The following is a 17,193-nucleotide window of genomic DNA, read 5'->3' on the forward strand; positions in this document are numbered from 1 at the left end:
GCGTAGCGCCCCCTGTCTTCGCCTGACACGCCGCGGGTGTCAGTGCTTTCTTGGGGCTGCTGCGCAGCCCAGCGGGAGCACGCTCCCTCGCCACTGGTTTGCTTCTTCTCAGCAGTATTTCTACAACCAGTACGTCACCCCATACCACCCCAAACCACCCATCACCACGGTGTAGGGCAATGCCATCCAGACCATCCGTCCATAGGACAGGCGAATCAGCGGCGCAATCGCCGAGGTCAGCAGGAACAGGAAAGCCGCCTGGCCGTTGGGTGTGGCGACGCTCGGCAGGTTGGTGCCGGTGTTGATAGCCACCGCCAGGGTCTCGAACTGTTCACGGCTCATGTGACCGGAGACGAAGGCCTGCTTGACCTCGGTGATGTAGATGGTCGCCACGAACACGTTGTCGCTGATGGCCGAGAGCAGGCCGTTGGCGATGAACAGCATGCCAGGCTGCTGGTCGGCGGGCAGGGCCAGGACCCATTGGATCAGCGGTGTGAACAATTGCTGGTCGTGAATGACCGCCACCACCGCAAAGAACACCACCAGCAGCGACGTGAATGGCATGGCGTCCTTGAACGCATTGCCCAGCCGATGTTCGTCGGTGATGCCGGTGAAGGCAGTAATCAACACGATGATCATCAGGCCGATCAGGCCGACTTCGGCAATGTGCAGGGCCAGGCAGACAATCAGGATCAGTGCGGCAAGGCCTTGGACGATCAGGGCCGCGCGTTGACGAGCCGTGCGCTCCAGATTGTCCTGCTCGGCATAATCGGCGAGCACGGCGCGCACATTGTCCGGCAACAGCGTGCCATAACCGAACCAGCGCAGCTTTTCCAGCGCTACGCAGGTCACCAGTCCGGCCGCCAGTACTGGCAGCGATACTGGCGCGACTTTCAGGAAGAAGTCGGCGAAATGCCAGCCCATCTCATGGCCGATCAGTAGGTTCTGGGGTTCGCCCACCAAGGTGCAGACGCCACCCAGCGCCGTACCGACGGCGCCATGCATCAGCAGACTGCGCAGGAAGGCTCGGAACTGCTCCAGGTCGCCTTGGTGCAGCGAAGGCAAATCGTGGTCTTCGTCGACGCTGCTGTCCTGGCGCGGGTCGTTACCCGACGCCACGCGGTGATACACCGAATAAAAGCCCACGGCGGCGCTGATGATCACTGCCGTGACGGTCAAGGCATCGAGGAAGGCCGACAGGAACGCCGAGAGAAAGCAGAACATCAAGGCCAGGATGGCCTTGGAGCGCACACCCAGGAGCAGGCGCGAGAACAGGAACAGCAGCAAGTCCTTCATGAAATAGATCCCCGCCACCATGAACATCAGCAGCAGGATGACCGGGAAGTTATGCAGCAATTCGTCGTAAAGTGCCTTGGGGGTGGTCATGCCCAGCGCCAGGGCTTCGACCATCAGCAGGCCGCCGGGCATCAGCGGGTAGCATTTAAGGGCCATGGCCAGGGTGAAGATGAACTCCAGCACGATCATCCAGCCTGCAACGACTGGGCCCAATGTCCACAGCACCACGGCATTGAGGATCAGGAAAGTGATGATGCACGCCTTGTACCAACGCGGGGAATTCCCCAGAAAGTTATGCGCGAAAGCCTTAGCCATTGGACCGGACATTGGCTGCTCCTTTTAATTAGAAGCGCGCAACTTGCCGTAAGAAATGAGGAATATCAAGCGTAGGATGAATACCGTTCGCCCGCGACAATCTGACTCAGGCCCAATAACGCGCAACCACCGCTCGATAATGACCCTGGAGTGAGTAGCCGCCCACCAGGATTTTGCTGTCAGCCTGCACCGCCACGGCGGTGGCGGTGTCCAGACTGTAGCCGAGTCGCGTGCGAACCCAGCCCTTGCCCTGGCCGAAATCCGGGTCGAGGCTGGCATCCGGCAAATGCCGGGCAAGCACGAAGTCGGCCTCGATACCGCCGATGGTGGCGCCGGCGGTGACCAGCTTTCCGTCCGCTTGAAGCTGGGCGGCGGTCCACTGGCTGGCGTTGCGCCCGATCGCCATGAGCCGGCACTGGCCCTGATTGCAATGACGGTCCGGCTTGCCGTCCGGACGTACTTTCAGGGACAGGCTATGCATCGGATCGCGACTGCTGCCGAACGCCTGCAGATCACCGTTCCCATCCTCGACGATCTGGCTGATCATCGCGCTGTGACCCTGGGCCAGGATGGACAGGAAGCCCTCTTCGCCGAAGCTGTCATCGAGCCTGCCGCTGCTGTCATAGCGTGCTATCAAGCCATGTTGGGGCAGGTCGATGGCGCCACCGACGACAATATGGCCGTCAGCCTGAAGCGTCAGGCAGCCGAGCCAGGTATTTTTCAACAAGCGTCGGACCATCACGAAACCACGACCGTTGAACGAGGTATCCAAGGCCCCGTCCGGCAGGAGCCGGATCAGTACGCCGACATGGTCGGACAATTGGTAATGATGGTTGGCGAGCAAAAGGATCCGGCCATCGGCCTGCACTTGCATGTCGCAGGCCTCGAGACCTGGCACGCCGGGCGGCAGCCAGGGATCGCGCAGGCCTTGGGAGAGATTGCCACAGAGCCGGATGATGTGCCGGCCGGCGTTGCCGAAGCTCTGGACAGCACGGCCTTGCGGATCGAACAGCGCCAGGGCGGGAAGGGTGTGTTCGTTGTTTTCGTAGTGCAGGCCGGACAGCAGGATATGTCCGTCGGGCAGCTCGATCACTTTGCCTGCCGTCGCTTCGAAGCCGTGTTCAAACGCGCCGATCACGCAGCCGCGGGTACCGAAACCCTGGTCGATCGAACCGTCATGGTTGAGTCGCGCCAGACCGAACCGGCTGCCATGGGCCGTCTCGATCCTGGCCGCGACCAGGATTCGGCCGACACGGTCGAGGGTCAATCCGGTGATCAGGCTTGAGGTGCTGTCTTCGAAATGAACCCAGGCTTTGCCGTTGGCGGCAAAGCCTGGATCAAGTTGCCCGGCGTGGGCCATGACCTGGGGGAGTACAAACGCGAACTGATCGAGCATGCTTGCCTCTCCTTGCGTGTCGACCGTCCGGAACGGGCGATGACTGCATGAGGGCAACATTCAATCCCTGAATGTGACAATGCACAACTGTCAGGTCCTGCAGATACAGGGGCGATGCGTGCCATAACGATGGCTTTACAATCCAATGCCAAGCCTGCAATCGATAACAGGCTTGGCCGGCGTTTTATTCAGGCATCGACCAGGACTGCAGGGTGTAGCCTTCCTGGCTCAATTCAGCACGGGCTTGTTTCAACAGATCAGCCAGTTGGACCGGGTCGGTATAGGCGCTGCTTGGAATCTGGGTGCGGCCAATATGGGTATTGGTACGGTCGATGACGGTCAGGCTAAGTTCACCGTTACCATCTTGTGGAGCCCAGGCCACGCACTGGAAAGGACGGAATGCGCGGTCGGCAATCAAAAGAGCTTCGTTGATACGGAGCGGGGCGTTCATGGCGTTTTCTCTTCAGTGTGCCCAAACAAATGATGTGCCGTCGGTTGGGCGTACCGTGCGGCTGGTTACTTGTACTGATGTCCCGAACCCGTAGGCGGGTCACACATTATTTAAATAAATTTCGATTTTCTTTCAGACCAGGCTTTTGCACTTTTGTTTGAAAGCACCCTGAAAGAAAAACACCTGTGACAACTAACGAAACGCTCGCTTATAACCGTTTTAACGTGATCTCGATAATCAATTGATACAAGGGCGCGTCAACTTCTTGCTACTGTTACATGCAGGTTTGCCAAACGACTGTTTCTAATCATATTTCCTTATTTTGGCGCCAAGGATCAGTCATGATCGAAGCCAGTACGTCACGTCGTCTGCTCGTGGTTGATCCCTGCGACGATTGTCATCGCCTGTTGCCAGGGCTGCGCAGCATTGGTTGGGATGTGGACAGTTGCGCCCTAGAACACGCCGGCGATCGGACCTGTGACGTCGGTCTGCTGCGCTTGCAACCGTTTCACCTGGAGCGCCCGGAAGCGGTCAAGGAATTGATCAGCCGCAGCGGCACGGAGTGGATCGCCGTGCTCAGCCAGGAAGTCTTGCGCCTGCAAAACGTCGGTGATTTTGTCTGCGAATGGTTTTTTGACTTCCATACCTTGCCTTTTGACGTGTCCAGGGTCCAGGTGACCCTGGGCCGGGCGTTTGGCATGGCGCGCCTGCGGGGCCAGGGCTCGATTCATATCGACCAGCCCGAACATGAACTGCTGGGCGACAGCAAGCCGATTCGCGAACTGCGCAAGTTGTTGAGCAAGTTGGCGCCGGCCGAGTCGCCCGTGTTAATTCGCGGTGAGAGCGGCACCGGCAAGGAGCTGGTGGCGCGCACCCTGCATTGCCAGTCGCATCGGCGCAACAAGCCGTTCATCGCCATCAACTGTGGCGCCATTCCGGAGCACTTGATCCAGTCCGAATTGTTCGGTCATGAGAAGGGCGCATTTACCGGCGCTCACCAACGCAAGATTGGCCGGATCGAGGCGGCCCATGGGGGCACGCTGTTTCTCGATGAGATTGGCGACCTGCCGTTGGAGTTGCAGGCCAACTTGCTGCGTTTCCTCCAGGAAAAACACATTGAGCGGGTTGGCGGCAGCCAGCCGATCGCCGTCGATGTGCGGGTCTTGGCGGCTACTCATGTGGACCTTGAGGCGGCCATCGAGCACAAGCGATTTCGCGAGGACTTGTATTACCGCTTGAATGTGTTGCAAGGGGTCATGGCACCCTTGCGCGAACGCCATGGCGACCTGGCGATGTTGGCCAGTCACTTTTCCCATTTCTACAGCCGGGAAACCGGCCGTCGTCCCCGCAGCTTCAGTGACGATGCCCTGGTGGCGATGGGCATGCACGACTGGCCCGGCAACGTGCGGGAGTTGGCCAATCGCGTCCGTCGCGGGTTGGTGCTGGCCGAAGGGCGCCAGATCGAAGCCCGGGACCTCGGCCTGGCCAGCCAACAGGGTATTGCGGCGCCGATGGGGACGCTGGAGGATTACAAGACCCGCGCCGAGCGCCAGGCCCTGAGCGATGTGCTCAACCGTCACAGTGACAACCTGAGCGTGGCGGCGCGGGTATTGGGCGTGTCCCGGCCGACGTTCTATCGTCTGCTGCATAAACACCAGATTCGCTAGAGCTGCCTACACACAACATTGTGGGAGCGGGCTTGCTCGCGAAGGCGGTGTGTCAGTGATATTGATTAACCTGACACTCCGCCTTCGCGAGCAAGCCCGCTCCCACAGTAGTTTTGCAGTGCCCTTGGGGTATGTGCTCATCACATACCCTTAAGGGCATCAGAAGTAGTATGGGAATTTCAGGCTAAAGGTGAAATCCGGCGCATCGTCGGTCAACCCGATGGACAGGTTCGGCACGATGGTCAGGTTGTCGGACGCGGCGACGGTCATGCCGATATTGAAGTAACCGGCGTTGGCGTCGCTGGAGGTCACCGATTCCCAGTCGCCGCCGTCCTGCTTGAGCTTGCTTTTCTTCTGGATCAGGTCGGAGACCGAGAACGACATGCTCATCTTCTCGTTCAACGCAAAGGCAACGCCCGCGCCGATCTGGAAACTGTCGCCGATCCGCACCTTGCCCGGGGTCTTCTGGTTGACCGTGGAGCTGATGTCGTCGAATGACTCTTCGAGGTTATGGGTGTAGGAAAGGCTGCCGAACAGGACGGCTGGGTCGAAGGTCTTGACCAGCGAGAGCCCGGGCGTGATCGACCAGACGCCGTTACCGGTGGGCAAGTCGTCAGGCACGAACAGGTTGGTGTTGGCCTGGGATTGGCGCAGCTTGATACCAAACGGGTCCTTGCCGGTGGGGGCCTTGACCCGCAGGGTGACCACCGCGTCCGGAGAGTTGATCGACTCATCCATGAACTTGTAGGCGATGCCGAAGTTGACGTCGCCGATGGTCGGGTCGCGGGTCACGGTTTCTTCGCTGGTGACCCCGGCCGCACCGTTGTTCGCGCCGCCTGACTGGTAGGTGGATTCGCGGTAGACCACCGGCACGTTGAGGTCGAACTGCCAGCGATTGTCGAAGTTGTAGCGACCGGTGAGGTCCAGCGTCCAGGTGTCGGCCTTGATCCGGTCGAGGTTGATGTTGCCCAGGAAAATCGAATCCAGGGCCAGGAAGCCGTTGAGGATCAGTTGCCGCGTGTCATAGCGCGAATAGGTCACGCCGGTCTCGAAACTGAACTTGCCGCCGCCAAAGAAGCCGCTGGCCTCGTCATAGAGGTTGGAGACACTTTGGGCCGGCTGGGAATCGTCGGCCAGGGATTGCCCATAGCCGCTGCCGCCCGCTGTTGTCGCAGCACCGCCGGCGGTCTGGTTGCCTTTCATGTCGGCCGGGGATTTGGCCAGGCGCTTGGGTTGTGGCGCGGCGGGTTGGTCCTCTACTTGGCGAACCCGCTGCTCGAGCACCGCCAAGGCCTTTTGCTGGACCTCGTATCGTTGCTTGAGCTCTAGAAGCTGCTGTTTCAGGGCTTCTATTTCGGCATCCGGGGCCGCCTGTAATACGGCCGCCGGGAATAACGTGCTTAAACACATCACAGCGCGCAACGATACGGATCGATACATGAAATATGCCGTCCCTATTTGCCCAATGATCGGAAACCAGCGTAGTTCAATAACCGAGGTTACGGAGGCCGCGCAGTTGGGTCAGGTTGCAGTCCAATGCGCCGGCACTGGGGCCGTTGTTGTTCAGCACCACGTTGAGCTGCGTCATGTTGTTGACCAGGTTACTGTTGCCCAACAGGCGGGTGTTTTGCAGCAAGCCGCCCTGGGCCACTTGTTGCAAGGTGCCGCCCTGGTTGTGGCTGGCCTGGATCGCCATCTGCACGCCGTTGCCGGTGGCAGTGACCGCGACGCTGCCGGCGGCATTGCTGCCGCTGATGGTCTGGCCCTTGGTCAACAGTTGACCTTGGGAGGGGACAAGCGCGGGCGCCTGGTTGCTCTCCTTCACATTGATGTTGACGTTGTTGTAGGCCGTGTTGCCGTCGCCGGCGGCACGCACGCTCTGGGTCACGCCCTGGCTCGTGCCAAGGCCGGCGCCACCGGTAATGTTGCCGCTGCCCTGTTCCGGCACGTTGCCGTTACCGGTTTGCTTGATGGTGGAGACATAGAACTCGGGTTTGACGGTGGCGGCTTGGATTTGCATGGTGCTGCTGGCGCCGATCAGGTCGCCGCTGGCGTTGCGCCAAGTACTGCTCATGACGATGCCGAAGCTGATGACGCGGCCGGGCATGACATAACGACCGCGCAGCTCGGCGAGCTCCTCGTCCTTGACCTCGATGGGTTTGAAACCGGCATGGGCATAGCCCGAGGCGGTCGCGAGCAGGCAGGCCAGCGACAGCCAGTGTGAAGTTTTCATGTGCTGCTCCCGGAGCGTCCTGCTCCTTTTTGTACTTATTGTTGGCAGTGATCGGCGATTAGAAAAAGTCGCTCTGTATGAAGCCGAAATCCATCAGTTCCGCATCCCTGACCGGGTTGAAACCGTCCAGCTTGTTACGGGCCGTCAGGGGTTGAGGAGGGCTGCGTAGGGCATTGGTCTTGTCATAGCCCGGGCCGACGATCGCGAAGACGATGCCGTTCCAGCCTTTGACGAACTCATCGTGGGAATAGCGTTTGTGCCCCAGCACCGGGTCGCCGATGTAGACCCATTGCTTGTCGGCTCGCTGCAATACCACGAAGTGCTTGTAGCCGCGTATTTCCATCAGGACCACCACCGGGATCGTCACCGCTTCGAGTTTCTCCGGCGGTATCCGGTAGCCTCGGGCACGCATGCCGATGGTTTCCACGTAGCGCTTCATGTCCAGCATGGAAAAGCCCTGGGTGCGAACCAGGTCATGGTCGGCATTGACCAGCATGCCTTTGATGACGTGCTCTTCATCGACGTCGAGCCAATAGGCTTGGCGTAGCACCGTCGCCAGCGCGGCGGCGCCGCAACTGAAGTCGGTTTTCTGTTCGACGATGTCGCTGAACTTGCGCTCGCGTACGCTTTGTACCGGTTTGTAGACCAGCATGCCGCCAGGCAGGGCAGCGACCGGCATCTGCGCCGCTTCGGCCATACAGGCCAGGCAGAGCAACAGGGAAACGGCAGTGACACGCATGATCAATACGCCTGATGGACATCCGGGAAAAAAGCCCCGTTTCCCAGCGGCACTGTTCGTCTAGAGCATTGAAATACGTCCGTGGTGAGGGAGCTTGCTCCCGCTGGGCTGCGGAGCGGCCCCAGGTTTTTGCGGTTGCTGCGCAACCGAGCGGGAGCAAGCTCCCTCGCCACAAGATTCATCCAAACCCTAGGGGAACAGCATTGCTGTTACCGGGGCTCCGTTTCACCCGCGCTTACATGCAAGCCTTGCAGCCCGCCGCGATGGACAGCGAGTTGCTTTGCTGGTTGCCCACGCCCGCCGACACGTTGGCGCCGCCGTTACCGGAGAAGCCGTTCATGGAGTTGGTCATGGTGGCGTTGTTGATCACAGGGTTTTTCCAACCGTCGCGGGTCAGCACCTGCTGGGTGTTGCTGCCGGCCAGTTCGAAAGTCCCCACGGCGGAGAACTTGAACTTGTCGTCATCGTGGCCGCCGCCGTAGCCACCTTTGTTGCCCCAGCCGCCGTCGTCTTCGACGGTACCGGTGCCTTTGGCCTTGAACGTGCCGGAGGCGCGGGAGGTGCTGGTAAGGGTATCGGTCTTGTAGGTGCGCACGCCTTTGTTGTCCACCACAAGGCCGCTGGAGGACTGATCGGCCGAAGCGGCAGCTTCTGCGACACGGCCACCCGATACGGCAATGGCCAGGTTGTTTTTCTGTTGGTTGAAGTTGCCAGCGGTCACGTTGATGCCGATATTACCGGAGCCATCGTTGCCGGCATTGGTGAGCGAGGCATTGTTTTGAGTCGAGTTGTTTTTGACATAGTTGTTGCTATTGACTTGCGTGGCGCTGGAAACAGCAACAGCCGAACCGAAGATGAAGCTTTCGTCAGCGGTGGCCAGCGCGGCGGCGTTGTCTTGCTGGTTACCGTCGCCGCCCGCGATGTTGGCGCCCATGTTGCCGTTGCTGCCATTGAGCGAATCAGTGGCTTCAGCGGTGTTGCGGGTGGCCTGGTTGGTTACGATGTTGCCATCGCTGTTCTGCACATCCAGTACGGTCGCACCAGCCCCGGCCGTGATCGAGAGCAACTGCTCAAACGAGGGACCTCTTGGGCCTTGATTGCCGTGGCCGTTACCGTTGCCACGTCCATCGGCCTGTGCAGCCATTGCCATGACAGCGGCGAGAGCGAAAACCAATGGTTTGAGTGCCATTGTAGGTTTCATGATGTTTCTCCTTGCGTGTCGTTGGTTAAGTGTTGGTACTTTCTTATGCCCACTGCGCCGGATCAGTCAGCGACCCGGATGCTCAGGGTGTTAGCCATGCGGTTCCCCACCCCGGCACTCTGGTTCACCTGAATCACCCCTCGGCTGCCGGTGAAGGCCTGGTCGCTGGTAACGACCTGGCGACTGCCGGTTGGGGCGCCAGTTGCGCCTGAGTTCGGTAGCAACGCCACGTTCTGTTGGGACAGGGCGCTGTCGTCAATGCTCTGCGGATGGGCACTGATGCTCACCCGCATGACATTGGCCATCTGGTTGTTGGCCCCGGCGGACTGGTTCACGCCCAGCACGCCGTTGCCGTTGGTAAAGGAGTGGCCACCGATACGGGCGGTGGCGTTCATGGAGGGGTTGGCCTGGGTGTCGACGCTTTGCTGTACGCGGGTGCTGGCCTGGGCGTGGCTGCCAATGGCAATGGCCCGGGTGTTGGTTTGCTGGATCTGGTCGCCAGCCGCCTGGTTGACGTTGAAGTTGCCGGTGTACTGGCTGCCGGATTCCTGCAGGTTGGCGGTGCTGACCACCGCCATGCCCGAATCGGCAAATGCGGTGAAAGAACTGAGCAGGGACAGCATGACCAGGGCGAGTAGAAACAGGACGGGTTTCATGTCACTGACCTCCCGCCAGCCGGCCCAGCGGGGCCAGGCCGGAGCTCAGCGAGCGGTTGATGGTGCCAGAGATCGCTCCGCCGCTGCCGCCACCGTGGCCGGCATTCATGCCCGGCATGCCGTTGGGGTTGGTGACCACGTTCAGGCCCTGCACGCCGGTATTGGGGGTGACGATGTTGCGGATCGACGAACCGCTGGCCACGCTGGCGAATTCGCCATCGCTCAGTTCGGTGCTATTGGTCGCCTGGTTGATGCGTTCGGAGGGGTTGGCGGTGACGGTGGTCGGGTAGGGGTCTTTGCCGCCGTTGCGACCGATTGCGATGGGTTGCACGTCACGGTGGAGTACGATGACGCCGTTGCCCTCGGCCTGCGCGGGGAGGCTGAACGTTGCGCCGACGGCGCAGCCGATGAATAGCAGGCAGGTCACACCCCTGTCGAACATCCCCATGGCATCGATTCCTTCTTCGGTACGCTGGCCCTAGTCAGCGTTGCGAAGTGGGGAAGAGCAGGTGTTGTGCCGGGTTTTGAATTGCCTGTGAATTCAACAAGTTGGGTTCAGGCGCGCGCAGCGGGGGAAGAAACCTGTTTCAGCGCTGAGACAACGCACATGATGGCTAACCGGCTGCACGCTGTTCCAGGGCTCTGGATCCAGGTTTTTGGGTGGGTGTTTCAGTGACTTGACAGTCTTGATGACAATCATCTGAAACGATGTTGGATCCGGGTTTGCCGCGAGCGTGATGTTTCAAACGTGAGACAAATCATCCTGCGGTCAGTTGGGCGACGGCCGCGAACACTTGCCGCTGGCGTTGCGCCCAGTTGCCTCGAATGATCTGGAACGGTTGCCGATGTCCACTCAGCCACGCCTCGATGGCGTCGAAAAATGCCAGTCGTTCTTCCAGCTCGGGTTGGCAACGCAAACCGTCGCCAGTCCATTCGACCTGCTCGGGGCTCAACAGCAGGTGCAAGTCGTAATGACGGGCCAGCAACGCCGGTTCGAGCCAGTCCGGGCAGTCGCCAAAGAGGGTCTGGCTCCAGAGGATGTTGCTCAACAGGTGGGTGTCGAGGATCAATAGCGAGGGTCGGCGGGCTCGTGCCTCGTCTTCCCAGGCCAACTGGCCGGAGGCGATGTCGGTGATGTCCGCCAGGCACGTATCGCGCTGGGTCTGTTCCATGAAATGGCGCACGTACTCGTCCACCCGCACGCCACCAAAATGTGCCTGGAGTTGCGCAGCCAGCCAGCTCTTGCCGCTGGATTCCGGGCCGGTCAGGACCACCACCTTCATGCGCGCAGGGCCGGGTCGGCGCGCCATTCCCGCCAGCCTTGCACGGCCAGCAGGGTGAACAGGGCGTAAAGCGCGGCGGTCAGGTGCAAGCCCTTGTAGATGAACAGGCCGACGAAGATCACGTCCAGGACGATCCACAACGGCCAGCATTGCACGCGTTTTTGCGCCATCCACCATTGAGCGACGAGGCTGAAACCAGTGAGCGCGGCATCGAGCCAGGGCTGGGCGGCGTCGGTCCAGTGGGCCATGGCGGCGCCCAACAGCAGACTGCCCGCCGCGCCGATGGCCAGGCCGAGCACCACCGATGGCCCACCGAGGCGGCTGACCTGGCGCCCATCATGATTGCGCCCGGCGCGGGTCCATTGCCACCAGCCGTAGAGTTGCAACACCGCGTAGACCACCTGCAGCAGCATGTCCGAGTACAACTTCACCTCGAAAAAAATCCAGCTGTACAGCAACACCATGACCAGGCCGATCGGCCAGCACCAGGGGTTCTGCTTGACGGTCAACCAGACAGCAATCACGCCGAGGGCTGCGGCAAACAGTTCAAGCCCGGACATGGCGGTTCCTTGGGGAAAGAGGAGAGGGCGGCGATTGTAAACGCTATGGCGTGGAGAGCTCCAATACCATTGTTGGTTGAGCCCGTGGCGAGGGAGCTTGCTCCCGTTGGGCTGCGTAGCGGCCCTTTTTTGTGAGTGCTGCGCACTCAAGCGGGAGCAAGCTCCCTCGCCACAGTGAATCACAACAGTTTCTAGTGTGCATCAACCCCTTTAGGCGCCTGACAGCCCTTAGACCCGGAACTGCTTGAGCAACCCGTTAAGCTGTTCACTCAGCGCCTTCAGGCGACTGCTTGCCTGGCTGGACTGTTCGGCGGCCATGGCGGTGCTGTGGGACAGCCCGGCGGCCTGGGTGACGTTCTGGTTGATGTCTTCTACTACATGGGCCTGTTGCAGGGTGGCGCTGGCAATGGAGGCGTTCAGGCTGTTGAGGTTGCGCAGGGCCTGGCCGATGGCGTTGAGGCTGGCACCGGCCAGACCCGCCTGTTCGATGGTCAGTTGCGAGGCACGGCTGCTGTCGCCGATGACTTTCACGGCGGCTTCGGAATGGGTTTGCAGGCGCTCGATCATCGACTGGATCTCAGCGGTGGACTTCTGCGTACGCTGGGCCAGCAGTCGCACTTCATCGGCGACCACCGCAAAGCCCCGGCCTTGCTCGCCAGCGCGGGCGGCTTCGATCGCAGCGTTGAGGGCCAGCAGGTTGGTCTGCTCGGCGATGGAGCGGATCACCTCCAACACGCTGCCAATTTGGGTACTTTCACTGGCCAGGGTGCGAATCACTTCCACCGCCTGGTCGATGGTCTGGGACAGGCGATCGATCTGCTGCAAGCTGCCGTCGATGTTGACCTGGCCTTGCTGGGCCTGGGATTCGGCGTCGCGCATCTCGCTGGCGGCGTGCTCGGCGTTCTTGGCCACGTCCTGCACGCCATACGTCACTTCATTGATCGCGGTGGCCACCAGTTCCATTTGTTGCGACTGCTGCTGGCTGCGTTCCTGGGCTTGAGCCGCGTCGTTGCCCAGTTCGTTGGAAGATTGCCCCAGCTCACTGGCCGAAGCCTGCAACTGGCTCACCACTTGGCGCAGTTTGGCGGTAAAGGCGTTGAAATGCCGGGCCAGTTGGGTGACTTCGTCCTGGCCGTGGGTGTCGAGGGTGCGGGTCAGGTCGCTCTCGCCGCTGGCGATGTTGGCCATGGCGTTGACGGTCTCTTGGAGCGGGCGGACGATGCTGCGTACGATCAAGGTCAAGAACAGGCTCATGAGCACGGTAATTGCCAAGCCGATCAAGGAGGCCTTGATCATCTGGGATTGAAACTCAGCCTGCACGTCATCGATGTAAACCCCTGAGCCGATGATCCAGCCCCACGGTTCGAACAACTTGACGTAGGAAGTCTTGCCGACCGGTGCTTCGGCACCCGGTTTCGGCCAGAGGTAGTTGATCATGCCGGCGCCCTTGGCCTTGGCGATGGCGACCATCTCGTTGAACAACGCGTAGCCGTTCGGGTCGCGGATCGCCGAGAGGTTCTGGCCTTCAAGCTTCGGGTTGGTCGGGTGCATGACCATGACCGGCGTCAGGTCGTTGATCCAGAAGTAGTCACTCTGGTCATAGCGCAGGCCTCGCACCGCGCTGAGGGCTTGCTTCTGCGCCGCCTCGCGGGTCAGGGTGCCGGCGGTTTCCAGCCCATGGTAGTAGCTCAATACGCCGCTGGCGGTCTGCACCACATGCTGGGTCTTCTGCACCTTGGCCTGATACAGATCCGTGTGGATCTGCTTGAGCATAAAGGCGCCGAGCGTGAACAACATCACGATGGCCACCACCAGGATGAGCCACAAGCGTCGGCTGATCGACACACTGCGCAAGCTATTCATACGCTGTCACTCCGGTTTCTTATTCTTGTCATTAACGACGGGCGGCACTTTAGCGCCTGGCGGCTATTGATGATTGACCTGGGTCATAACGCGGCAGCGTTATCAGGGCTTGTCTGATAGGATTTCGGCCCCGCGGCGCAAAACCTGAGCCTGTTCTGATTTTTTCATTGGTTTTTTTTGGATGATCGCAGCTATCGTGCAGCCGCTGCGTGGACCTGTATGACACTTGAATAGCGATAAGACCCGCATGAGCAGGGTCTTTTTTGGGGGATGAATGGATTTGTGGACGGCCTTTTCGGCATTGATTCTTGGCGTAGTAGAGGGTTTGACGGAGTTTCTACCGATTTCCAGCACGGGGCACCAGATCATCGTCGCCGACGTGCTCGAGTTCGGTGGCGAACGTGCAATGGCATTCAACCTCATCATCCAGCTCGGCGCGATCCTCGCGGTGGTCTGGGAGTTCCGGCGCAAGATCTTCGATGTGGTGCTGGGCCTGCCGACGCAACCCAGCGCCCGCCGGTTCACCGCCAACCTGCTGATTGCCTTCTTTCCCGCCGTGATATTGGGCGTGCTGCTTGCCGACTGGATCCATCACTATCTGTTCAACCCGGTCACCGTGGCTGCCGCTCTGGTGGTGGGCGGTCTGGTGATGCTCTGGGCCGAAAAGCGCCAGCACCAGGTACATGCTGAAACGGTGGACGATATTTCCTGGAAGGATGCGTTGAAGGTCGGCCTGGCCCAGTGCATTGCGATGATCCCGGGTACTTCCCGTTCCGGTGCGACCATCATCGGGGGCTTGCTGTTCGGGCTGTCGCGCAAGCCCGCTACCGAGTTCTCGTTCTTCCTGGCGCTGCCGACCATGGTCGGTGCGGCCGTGTATTCGGGCTACAAGTACCGTGAGCTGTTCGTGCCGGCGGATTTCCCGGTGTTCGCCATTGGTTTCGTCACGGCGTTCATCTTCGCCATGATCGCGGTCAAGGGCCTGCTGCGGTTCATCGCCAGCCACAGCTACGCGGTGTTCGCCTGGTATCGCATCGCCTTCGGCCTGTTGATCCTGGCCACCTGGCAGTTCGGCTGGGTGGACTGGACGGCCGCCAAGCCATGAACGAGTCAGGCACCCGCAAACGCGCTGGGGGCAATGCCGGTGGCGCGGTGCAAAACCTGCGGCTCAAATTGATGGTGTTGGCGCTGGTCTGCGCCTTGCCGCTGTTCGGCTCGCTGCTGTTCGGCCTGCGGGGCGTGTCGTGGGTGCCGATGGCGGCCTATGGTGTCGTCAGCGTGGTGGCGTTCCTGCTGTACTGGAGCGACAAGCGCAAGGCCCGCGCCGACGCCTGGCGTACCCCGGAAAACGTGCTGCATGCACTGGAGCTGGCCGGTGGTTGGCCCGGGGCCTTGCTCGCCCAGCAGTTGTTTCGCCACAAGACCCGCAAAGTCTCGTTTCAAGTGGTGTTCTGGTTCATCGTGCTGCTGCACCAGGTGTTCTGGATCGACCAGTTGTTCCTGGGCAGTTATCTATTTTGAAGGCGAGAGCAACAAGCCCACCTGCGTGCGCTTGGGCAATTTGCTCACGACCAATTGATGTGAGCGTTGCAGCAGGCCACGCAGTTCTTCGGCCCCCAGCGGATAAGGCACCTGCATGATGACCCACTGGGCCCGCGCCAAATAAGGCGCGGGGTGAATGCCCGGCCGGTCGCAGTGCCCCAGGAACAGGTCCTTGTCGACCTTGAACGCCAACGAATCGCCCCGCAGGCCCTGGAGGGCGAACATCTTGTTCCCGGCAATGGAAAACACCCGCACGCCCCCCCATTTGTAGTCTTCCCTGGCACCGGGCAAACCCAGGCAAAACCGCGCGACATCCTCTTCGCTCAACCTCATAGCGTTTTTCTCCACAGCCCTCGAAGGCTTCCACCAAATGATCGATCCAGGCGCGCACCGCTGGCAACATGCCACGCCGATGGGGGTAGACCGCCTGGAGCCAGCCGTCGGGCAATGACCATCCAGGTAGCAGTTCCACCAGTGTGCCGTCACGCAATTCCTGCTCGCAATACATGCTTGGCAATAACGTGAAACCCAGGCCGGCGAGGGTGCAGGACCGGCGGACAATGAAGTCGTCAATGCCCAGGCGGGCTTCCAGGCTCAGTTCGACCTGCTGCCCATCGGCCTTGACCAGGCGCAGATGCACCAGGCGATCGGCTTCCAGCGCCCCCAGCACCGACAACTGCTTGAGATCGTCCGGGGTTTCGATTCGCCGCCCTTCGACGAAAGCCGGGCTGGCCACCAGCGCCAGCCGTGCCCGGCGCAGACGCCGGGTCATCAGCAGCGGGTCTTCGTCCCCCAGGTCGCGCACGCGCAACGCCACGTCGATGCCTTCGCCGATCAGGTCCACCCGCCGGTTGAGCAGGGTCATTTCCAGTTGCACCAGGGGGTATTTCGCCAGGAAGGTTTCGATCACCACCGGCAGGAACTGATGGGCCAGGCCCACCGGGCTCGACACTCGCAACCGACCGCGGGGTTCGCTGGACATGCTCGCCACCGCTTCGTCGGCCATCTCGGCCTCCAGCAACATCGCCTGGCAATGGCGCAGATAACGTTCGCCGACCGCCGTCAGTTTCAACTGCCGCGTGGTGCGCTGGAGCAGGCGGGCGCCGAGGCGTTCTTCCAGTTCGGCGATGCGCCGTGACAACCGCGATTTGGGAATGCCCAGCAAGCGCCCGGCCGCCGCGAAACCGCCGGCTTCGACGACTTTGGCGAAGTAATACAAATCATTGAGGTCTTGCATGTTGAATTCAATTGTCCTGTCAGTGGGACAAACTATCGCATTTTTGCTGACTTATCGATCATTCGCTTCATCGATAGGATTGTCGCCAATTGATCGCCTGGTTGCGGTCCTCATTTGGAGAGCACTGATATGAAACTGCTGCACATCGATTCGAGCATCCTCGGCGACCACTCCGCTTCCCGCCAATTGAGCCGCGAAGTGGTTGAAGCCTGGAAAGCTGCCGAGCCAGGCATCACCGTGACCTACCGTGACCTGGCCGCCGATGCCATCAGCCACTTCTCCGCCCAGACGTTGGTTGCCGCCGGCACCAGCGCCGAATTGCGCGACGCGGCGCTGAAGCATGAAGCCGATCTCAGCGCGTCGGCAATGGCCGAGTTCCTCGCGGCTGATGCCGTAGTCATCGCGGCGCCGATGTACAACTTCAGCATTCCGACCCAGCTCAAGGCCTGGATTGACCGCATTGCCGTGGCCGGACAGACGTTCCGCTACACCGAAGCCGGTCCCGAAGGCCTGTGCGGTGGCAAGAAACTGGTGATTGTCTCCACGGCGGGCGGTTTGCATGCCGGCCAACCGAGCGGCGTGGGTCACGAGGACTACCTCAAGTTGGTGTTCGGTTTCCTCGGCATCACTGATATCGAATTCGTCCGTGCCGAAGGCCTGGCCTACGGTGACGACATGCGCACCAAAGCCATGAGCGAAGCCACGTTGCAGATCGGCCAGCAGTTCGCCGCTGCGTAAATCCTGCGTAAAGGCA

17 protein-coding genes and 1 pseudogene are annotated in these 17,193 nt (G+C 60.7%); 4 read left to right on the forward strand and 14 right to left on the reverse strand.

Annotated elements, in window-relative coordinates:
- Window positions 1–120 precede the first annotated feature (120 nt).
- The 3 genes from nhaB to HGO40_RS14540 all read right to left on the reverse strand — a co-directional run bounded on the left by nhaB (window position 121) and on the right by HGO40_RS14540 (window position 3,458).
- Complete coding sequence (gene nhaB / locus HGO40_RS14530) at window positions 121–1,623, reverse strand: sodium/proton antiporter NhaB (protein WP_250963555.1); 1,503 nt, start codon at window positions 1,621–1,623, stop codon at window positions 121–123.
- Window positions 1,624–1,717: 94 nt separating this feature from the next.
- Window positions 1,718–3,007, reverse strand: coding sequence for a hypothetical protein (locus HGO40_RS14535; RefSeq protein WP_250963556.1), 1,290 nt, complete (start codon window positions 3,005–3,007; stop codon window positions 1,718–1,720).
- 184 nt (window positions 3,008–3,191) lie between these two features.
- The gene (locus tag HGO40_RS14540) at window positions 3,192–3,458 is read right to left on the reverse strand and encodes a hypothetical protein (RefSeq protein WP_013693488.1); all 267 of its coding nucleotides are present in this window, start codon (window positions 3,456–3,458) and stop codon (window positions 3,192–3,194) included.
- A gap of 341 nt (window positions 3,459–3,799) precedes the next feature.
- On the opposite strand from HGO40_RS14540, the gene HGO40_RS14545 reads away from it, so the two are divergent.
- Complete coding sequence (locus HGO40_RS14545; RefSeq protein WP_250963557.1) at window positions 3,800–5,125, forward strand: sigma-54 dependent transcriptional regulator; 1,326 nt, start codon at window positions 3,800–3,802, stop codon at window positions 5,123–5,125.
- Between the two features lie 159 nt (window positions 5,126–5,284).
- On the opposite strand, the gene fapF is transcribed toward HGO40_RS14545, so the two are convergent.
- From fapF to HGO40_RS14590, 9 genes are all read right to left on the reverse strand, one after another.
- Complete coding sequence (gene fapF, locus HGO40_RS14550) at window positions 5,285–6,565, reverse strand: fibril amyloid transporter FapF (RefSeq protein ID WP_186707657.1); 1,281 nt, start codon at window positions 6,563–6,565, stop codon at window positions 5,285–5,287.
- Window positions 6,566–6,611: 46 nt separating this feature from the next.
- On the reverse strand, window positions 6,612–7,358 hold the full coding sequence (gene fapE, locus HGO40_RS14555; RefSeq protein WP_250963558.1) for a fibril amyloid subunit FapE: 747 nt from the start codon (window positions 7,356–7,358) through the stop codon (window positions 6,612–6,614).
- A 58-nt stretch (window positions 7,359–7,416) separates the two neighbouring features.
- Window positions 7,417–8,097, reverse strand: coding sequence for a fibril amyloid maturation endopeptidase FapD (fapD, locus tag HGO40_RS14560; RefSeq protein ID WP_186707659.1), 681 nt, complete (start codon window positions 8,095–8,097; stop codon window positions 7,417–7,419).
- Window positions 8,098–8,332: 235 nt separating this feature from the next.
- Entirely contained in the window at window positions 8,333–9,298 is a 966-nt protein-coding gene (gene fapC, locus HGO40_RS14565) for an amyloid-like fimbrin subunit FapC (RefSeq protein ID WP_250963559.1), read from the reverse strand.
- A gap of 62 nt (window positions 9,299–9,360) precedes the next feature.
- Window positions 9,361–9,954, reverse strand: coding sequence for a fibril amyloid subunit FapB (gene fapB / locus HGO40_RS14570; RefSeq protein ID WP_250963560.1), 594 nt, complete (start codon window positions 9,952–9,954; stop codon window positions 9,361–9,363).
- 1 nt (window position 9,955) lies between these two features.
- Window positions 9,956–10,402, reverse strand: coding sequence for a functional amyloid chaperone FapA (gene fapA / locus HGO40_RS14575; RefSeq protein WP_250963561.1), 447 nt, complete (start codon window positions 10,400–10,402; stop codon window positions 9,956–9,958).
- 310 nt (window positions 10,403–10,712) lie between these two features.
- Window positions 10,713–11,237, reverse strand: coding sequence for an AAA family ATPase (locus HGO40_RS14580; protein WP_250963590.1), 525 nt, complete (start codon window positions 11,235–11,237; stop codon window positions 10,713–10,715).
- Window positions 11,234–11,797, reverse strand: a complete 564-nt coding sequence (gene pnuC / locus HGO40_RS14585; protein WP_250963562.1) for a nicotinamide riboside transporter PnuC — start codon at window positions 11,795–11,797, stop codon at window positions 11,234–11,236. The genes HGO40_RS14580 and pnuC overlap by 4 nt, the downstream gene beginning before the upstream one ends.
- Window positions 11,798–12,025: 228 nt before the next feature.
- On the reverse strand, window positions 12,026–13,660 hold the full coding sequence (locus tag HGO40_RS14590; protein ID WP_250963563.1) for a methyl-accepting chemotaxis protein: 1,635 nt from the start codon (window positions 13,658–13,660) through the stop codon (window positions 12,026–12,028).
- A gap of 274 nt (window positions 13,661–13,934) precedes the next feature.
- On the opposite strand from HGO40_RS14590, the gene HGO40_RS14595 reads away from it, so the two are divergent.
- On the forward strand, window positions 13,935–14,765 hold the full coding sequence (locus HGO40_RS14595; RefSeq protein WP_250963564.1) for an undecaprenyl-diphosphate phosphatase: 831 nt from the start codon (window positions 13,935–13,937) through the stop codon (window positions 14,763–14,765).
- Window positions 14,762–15,181: a DUF1294 domain-containing protein gene (locus HGO40_RS14600; RefSeq protein ID WP_250963565.1), complete on the forward strand. Its 420-nt coding sequence runs from the start codon at window positions 14,762–14,764 to the stop codon at window positions 15,179–15,181. Before HGO40_RS14595 ends, HGO40_RS14600 begins: the two co-directional genes overlap by 4 nt.
- On the opposite strand, the gene HGO40_RS14605 is transcribed toward HGO40_RS14600, so the two are convergent.
- Entirely contained in the window at window positions 15,173–15,535 is a 363-nt protein-coding gene (locus HGO40_RS14605) for an MmcQ/YjbR family DNA-binding protein (RefSeq protein WP_250963591.1), read from the reverse strand. The two genes, HGO40_RS14600 and HGO40_RS14605, sit on opposite strands and share 9 nt — an antisense overlap.
- Before the next feature lie 4 nt (window positions 15,536–15,539).
- Window positions 15,540–16,439: pseudogene (locus HGO40_RS14610) on the reverse strand (LysR substrate-binding domain-containing protein); the annotation flags it as partial.
- Between the two features lie 129 nt (window positions 16,440–16,568).
- Between HGO40_RS14610 and HGO40_RS14615 the strand changes: the two are divergent.
- On the forward strand, window positions 16,569–17,177 hold the full coding sequence (locus tag HGO40_RS14615; protein WP_250963566.1) for an FMN-dependent NADH-azoreductase: 609 nt from the start codon (window positions 16,569–16,571) through the stop codon (window positions 17,175–17,177).
- Window positions 17,178–17,193 lie beyond the last annotated feature (16 nt).

Source organism: Pseudomonas sp. CG7, from assembly GCF_023701885.1.
Lineage (GTDB): Bacteria > Pseudomonadota > Gammaproteobacteria > Pseudomonadales > Pseudomonadaceae > Aquipseudomonas > Aquipseudomonas zanjanensis.

What these genes read in the sequence shown, in the direction of transcription:
- HGO40_RS14600 (WP_250963565.1), top strand. Translation starts at nt 14,762, where the DNA reads ATGAACGAGTCAGGCACCCGCAAACGCGCTGGGGGCAATGCCGGTGGC.
- HGO40_RS14580 (WP_250963590.1), bottom strand. Translation starts at nt 11,237, where the DNA reads ATGAAGGTGGTGGTCCTGACCGGCCCGGAATCCAGCGGCAAGAGCTGG.
- fapE (WP_250963558.1), bottom strand. Translation starts at nt 7,358, where the DNA reads ATGAAAACTTCACACTGGCTGTCGCTGGCCTGCCTGCTCGCGACCGCC.
- fapD (WP_186707659.1), bottom strand. Translation starts at nt 8,097, where the DNA reads ATGCGTGTCACTGCCGTTTCCCTGTTGCTCTGCCTGGCCTGTATGGCC.
- fapC (WP_250963559.1), bottom strand. Translation starts at nt 9,298, where the DNA reads ATGAAACCTACAATGGCACTCAAACCATTGGTTTTCGCTCTCGCCGCT.
- HGO40_RS14535 (WP_250963556.1), bottom strand. Translation starts at nt 3,007, where the DNA reads ATGCTCGATCAGTTCGCGTTTGTACTCCCCCAGGTCATGGCCCACGCC.
- HGO40_RS14540 (WP_013693488.1), bottom strand. Translation starts at nt 3,458, where the DNA reads ATGAACGCCCCGCTCCGTATCAACGAAGCTCTTTTGATTGCCGACCGC.
- nhaB (WP_250963555.1), bottom strand. Translation starts at nt 1,623, where the DNA reads ATGTCCGGTCCAATGGCTAAGGCTTTCGCGCATAACTTTCTGGGGAAT.
- HGO40_RS14605 (WP_250963591.1), bottom strand. Translation starts at nt 15,535, where the DNA reads ATGAGGTTGAGCGAAGAGGATGTCGCGCGGTTTTGCCTGGGTTTGCCC.
- fapB (WP_250963560.1), bottom strand. Translation starts at nt 9,954, where the DNA reads ATGAAACCCGTCCTGTTTCTACTCGCCCTGGTCATGCTGTCCCTGCTC.
- fapA (WP_250963561.1), bottom strand. Translation starts at nt 10,402, where the DNA reads ATGGGGATGTTCGACAGGGGTGTGACCTGCCTGCTATTCATCGGCTGC.
- HGO40_RS14595 (WP_250963564.1), top strand. Translation starts at nt 13,935, where the DNA reads ATGGATTTGTGGACGGCCTTTTCGGCATTGATTCTTGGCGTAGTAGAG.
- HGO40_RS14590 (WP_250963563.1), bottom strand. Translation starts at nt 13,660, where the DNA reads ATGAATAGCTTGCGCAGTGTGTCGATCAGCCGACGCTTGTGGCTCATC.
- fapF (WP_186707657.1), bottom strand. Translation starts at nt 6,565, where the DNA reads ATGTATCGATCCGTATCGTTGCGCGCTGTGATGTGTTTAAGCACGTTA.
- pnuC (WP_250963562.1), bottom strand. Translation starts at nt 11,797, where the DNA reads ATGTCCGGGCTTGAACTGTTTGCCGCAGCCCTCGGCGTGATTGCTGTC.
- HGO40_RS14615 (WP_250963566.1), top strand. Translation starts at nt 16,569, where the DNA reads ATGAAACTGCTGCACATCGATTCGAGCATCCTCGGCGACCACTCCGCT.
- HGO40_RS14545 (WP_250963557.1), top strand. Translation starts at nt 3,800, where the DNA reads ATGATCGAAGCCAGTACGTCACGTCGTCTGCTCGTGGTTGATCCCTGC.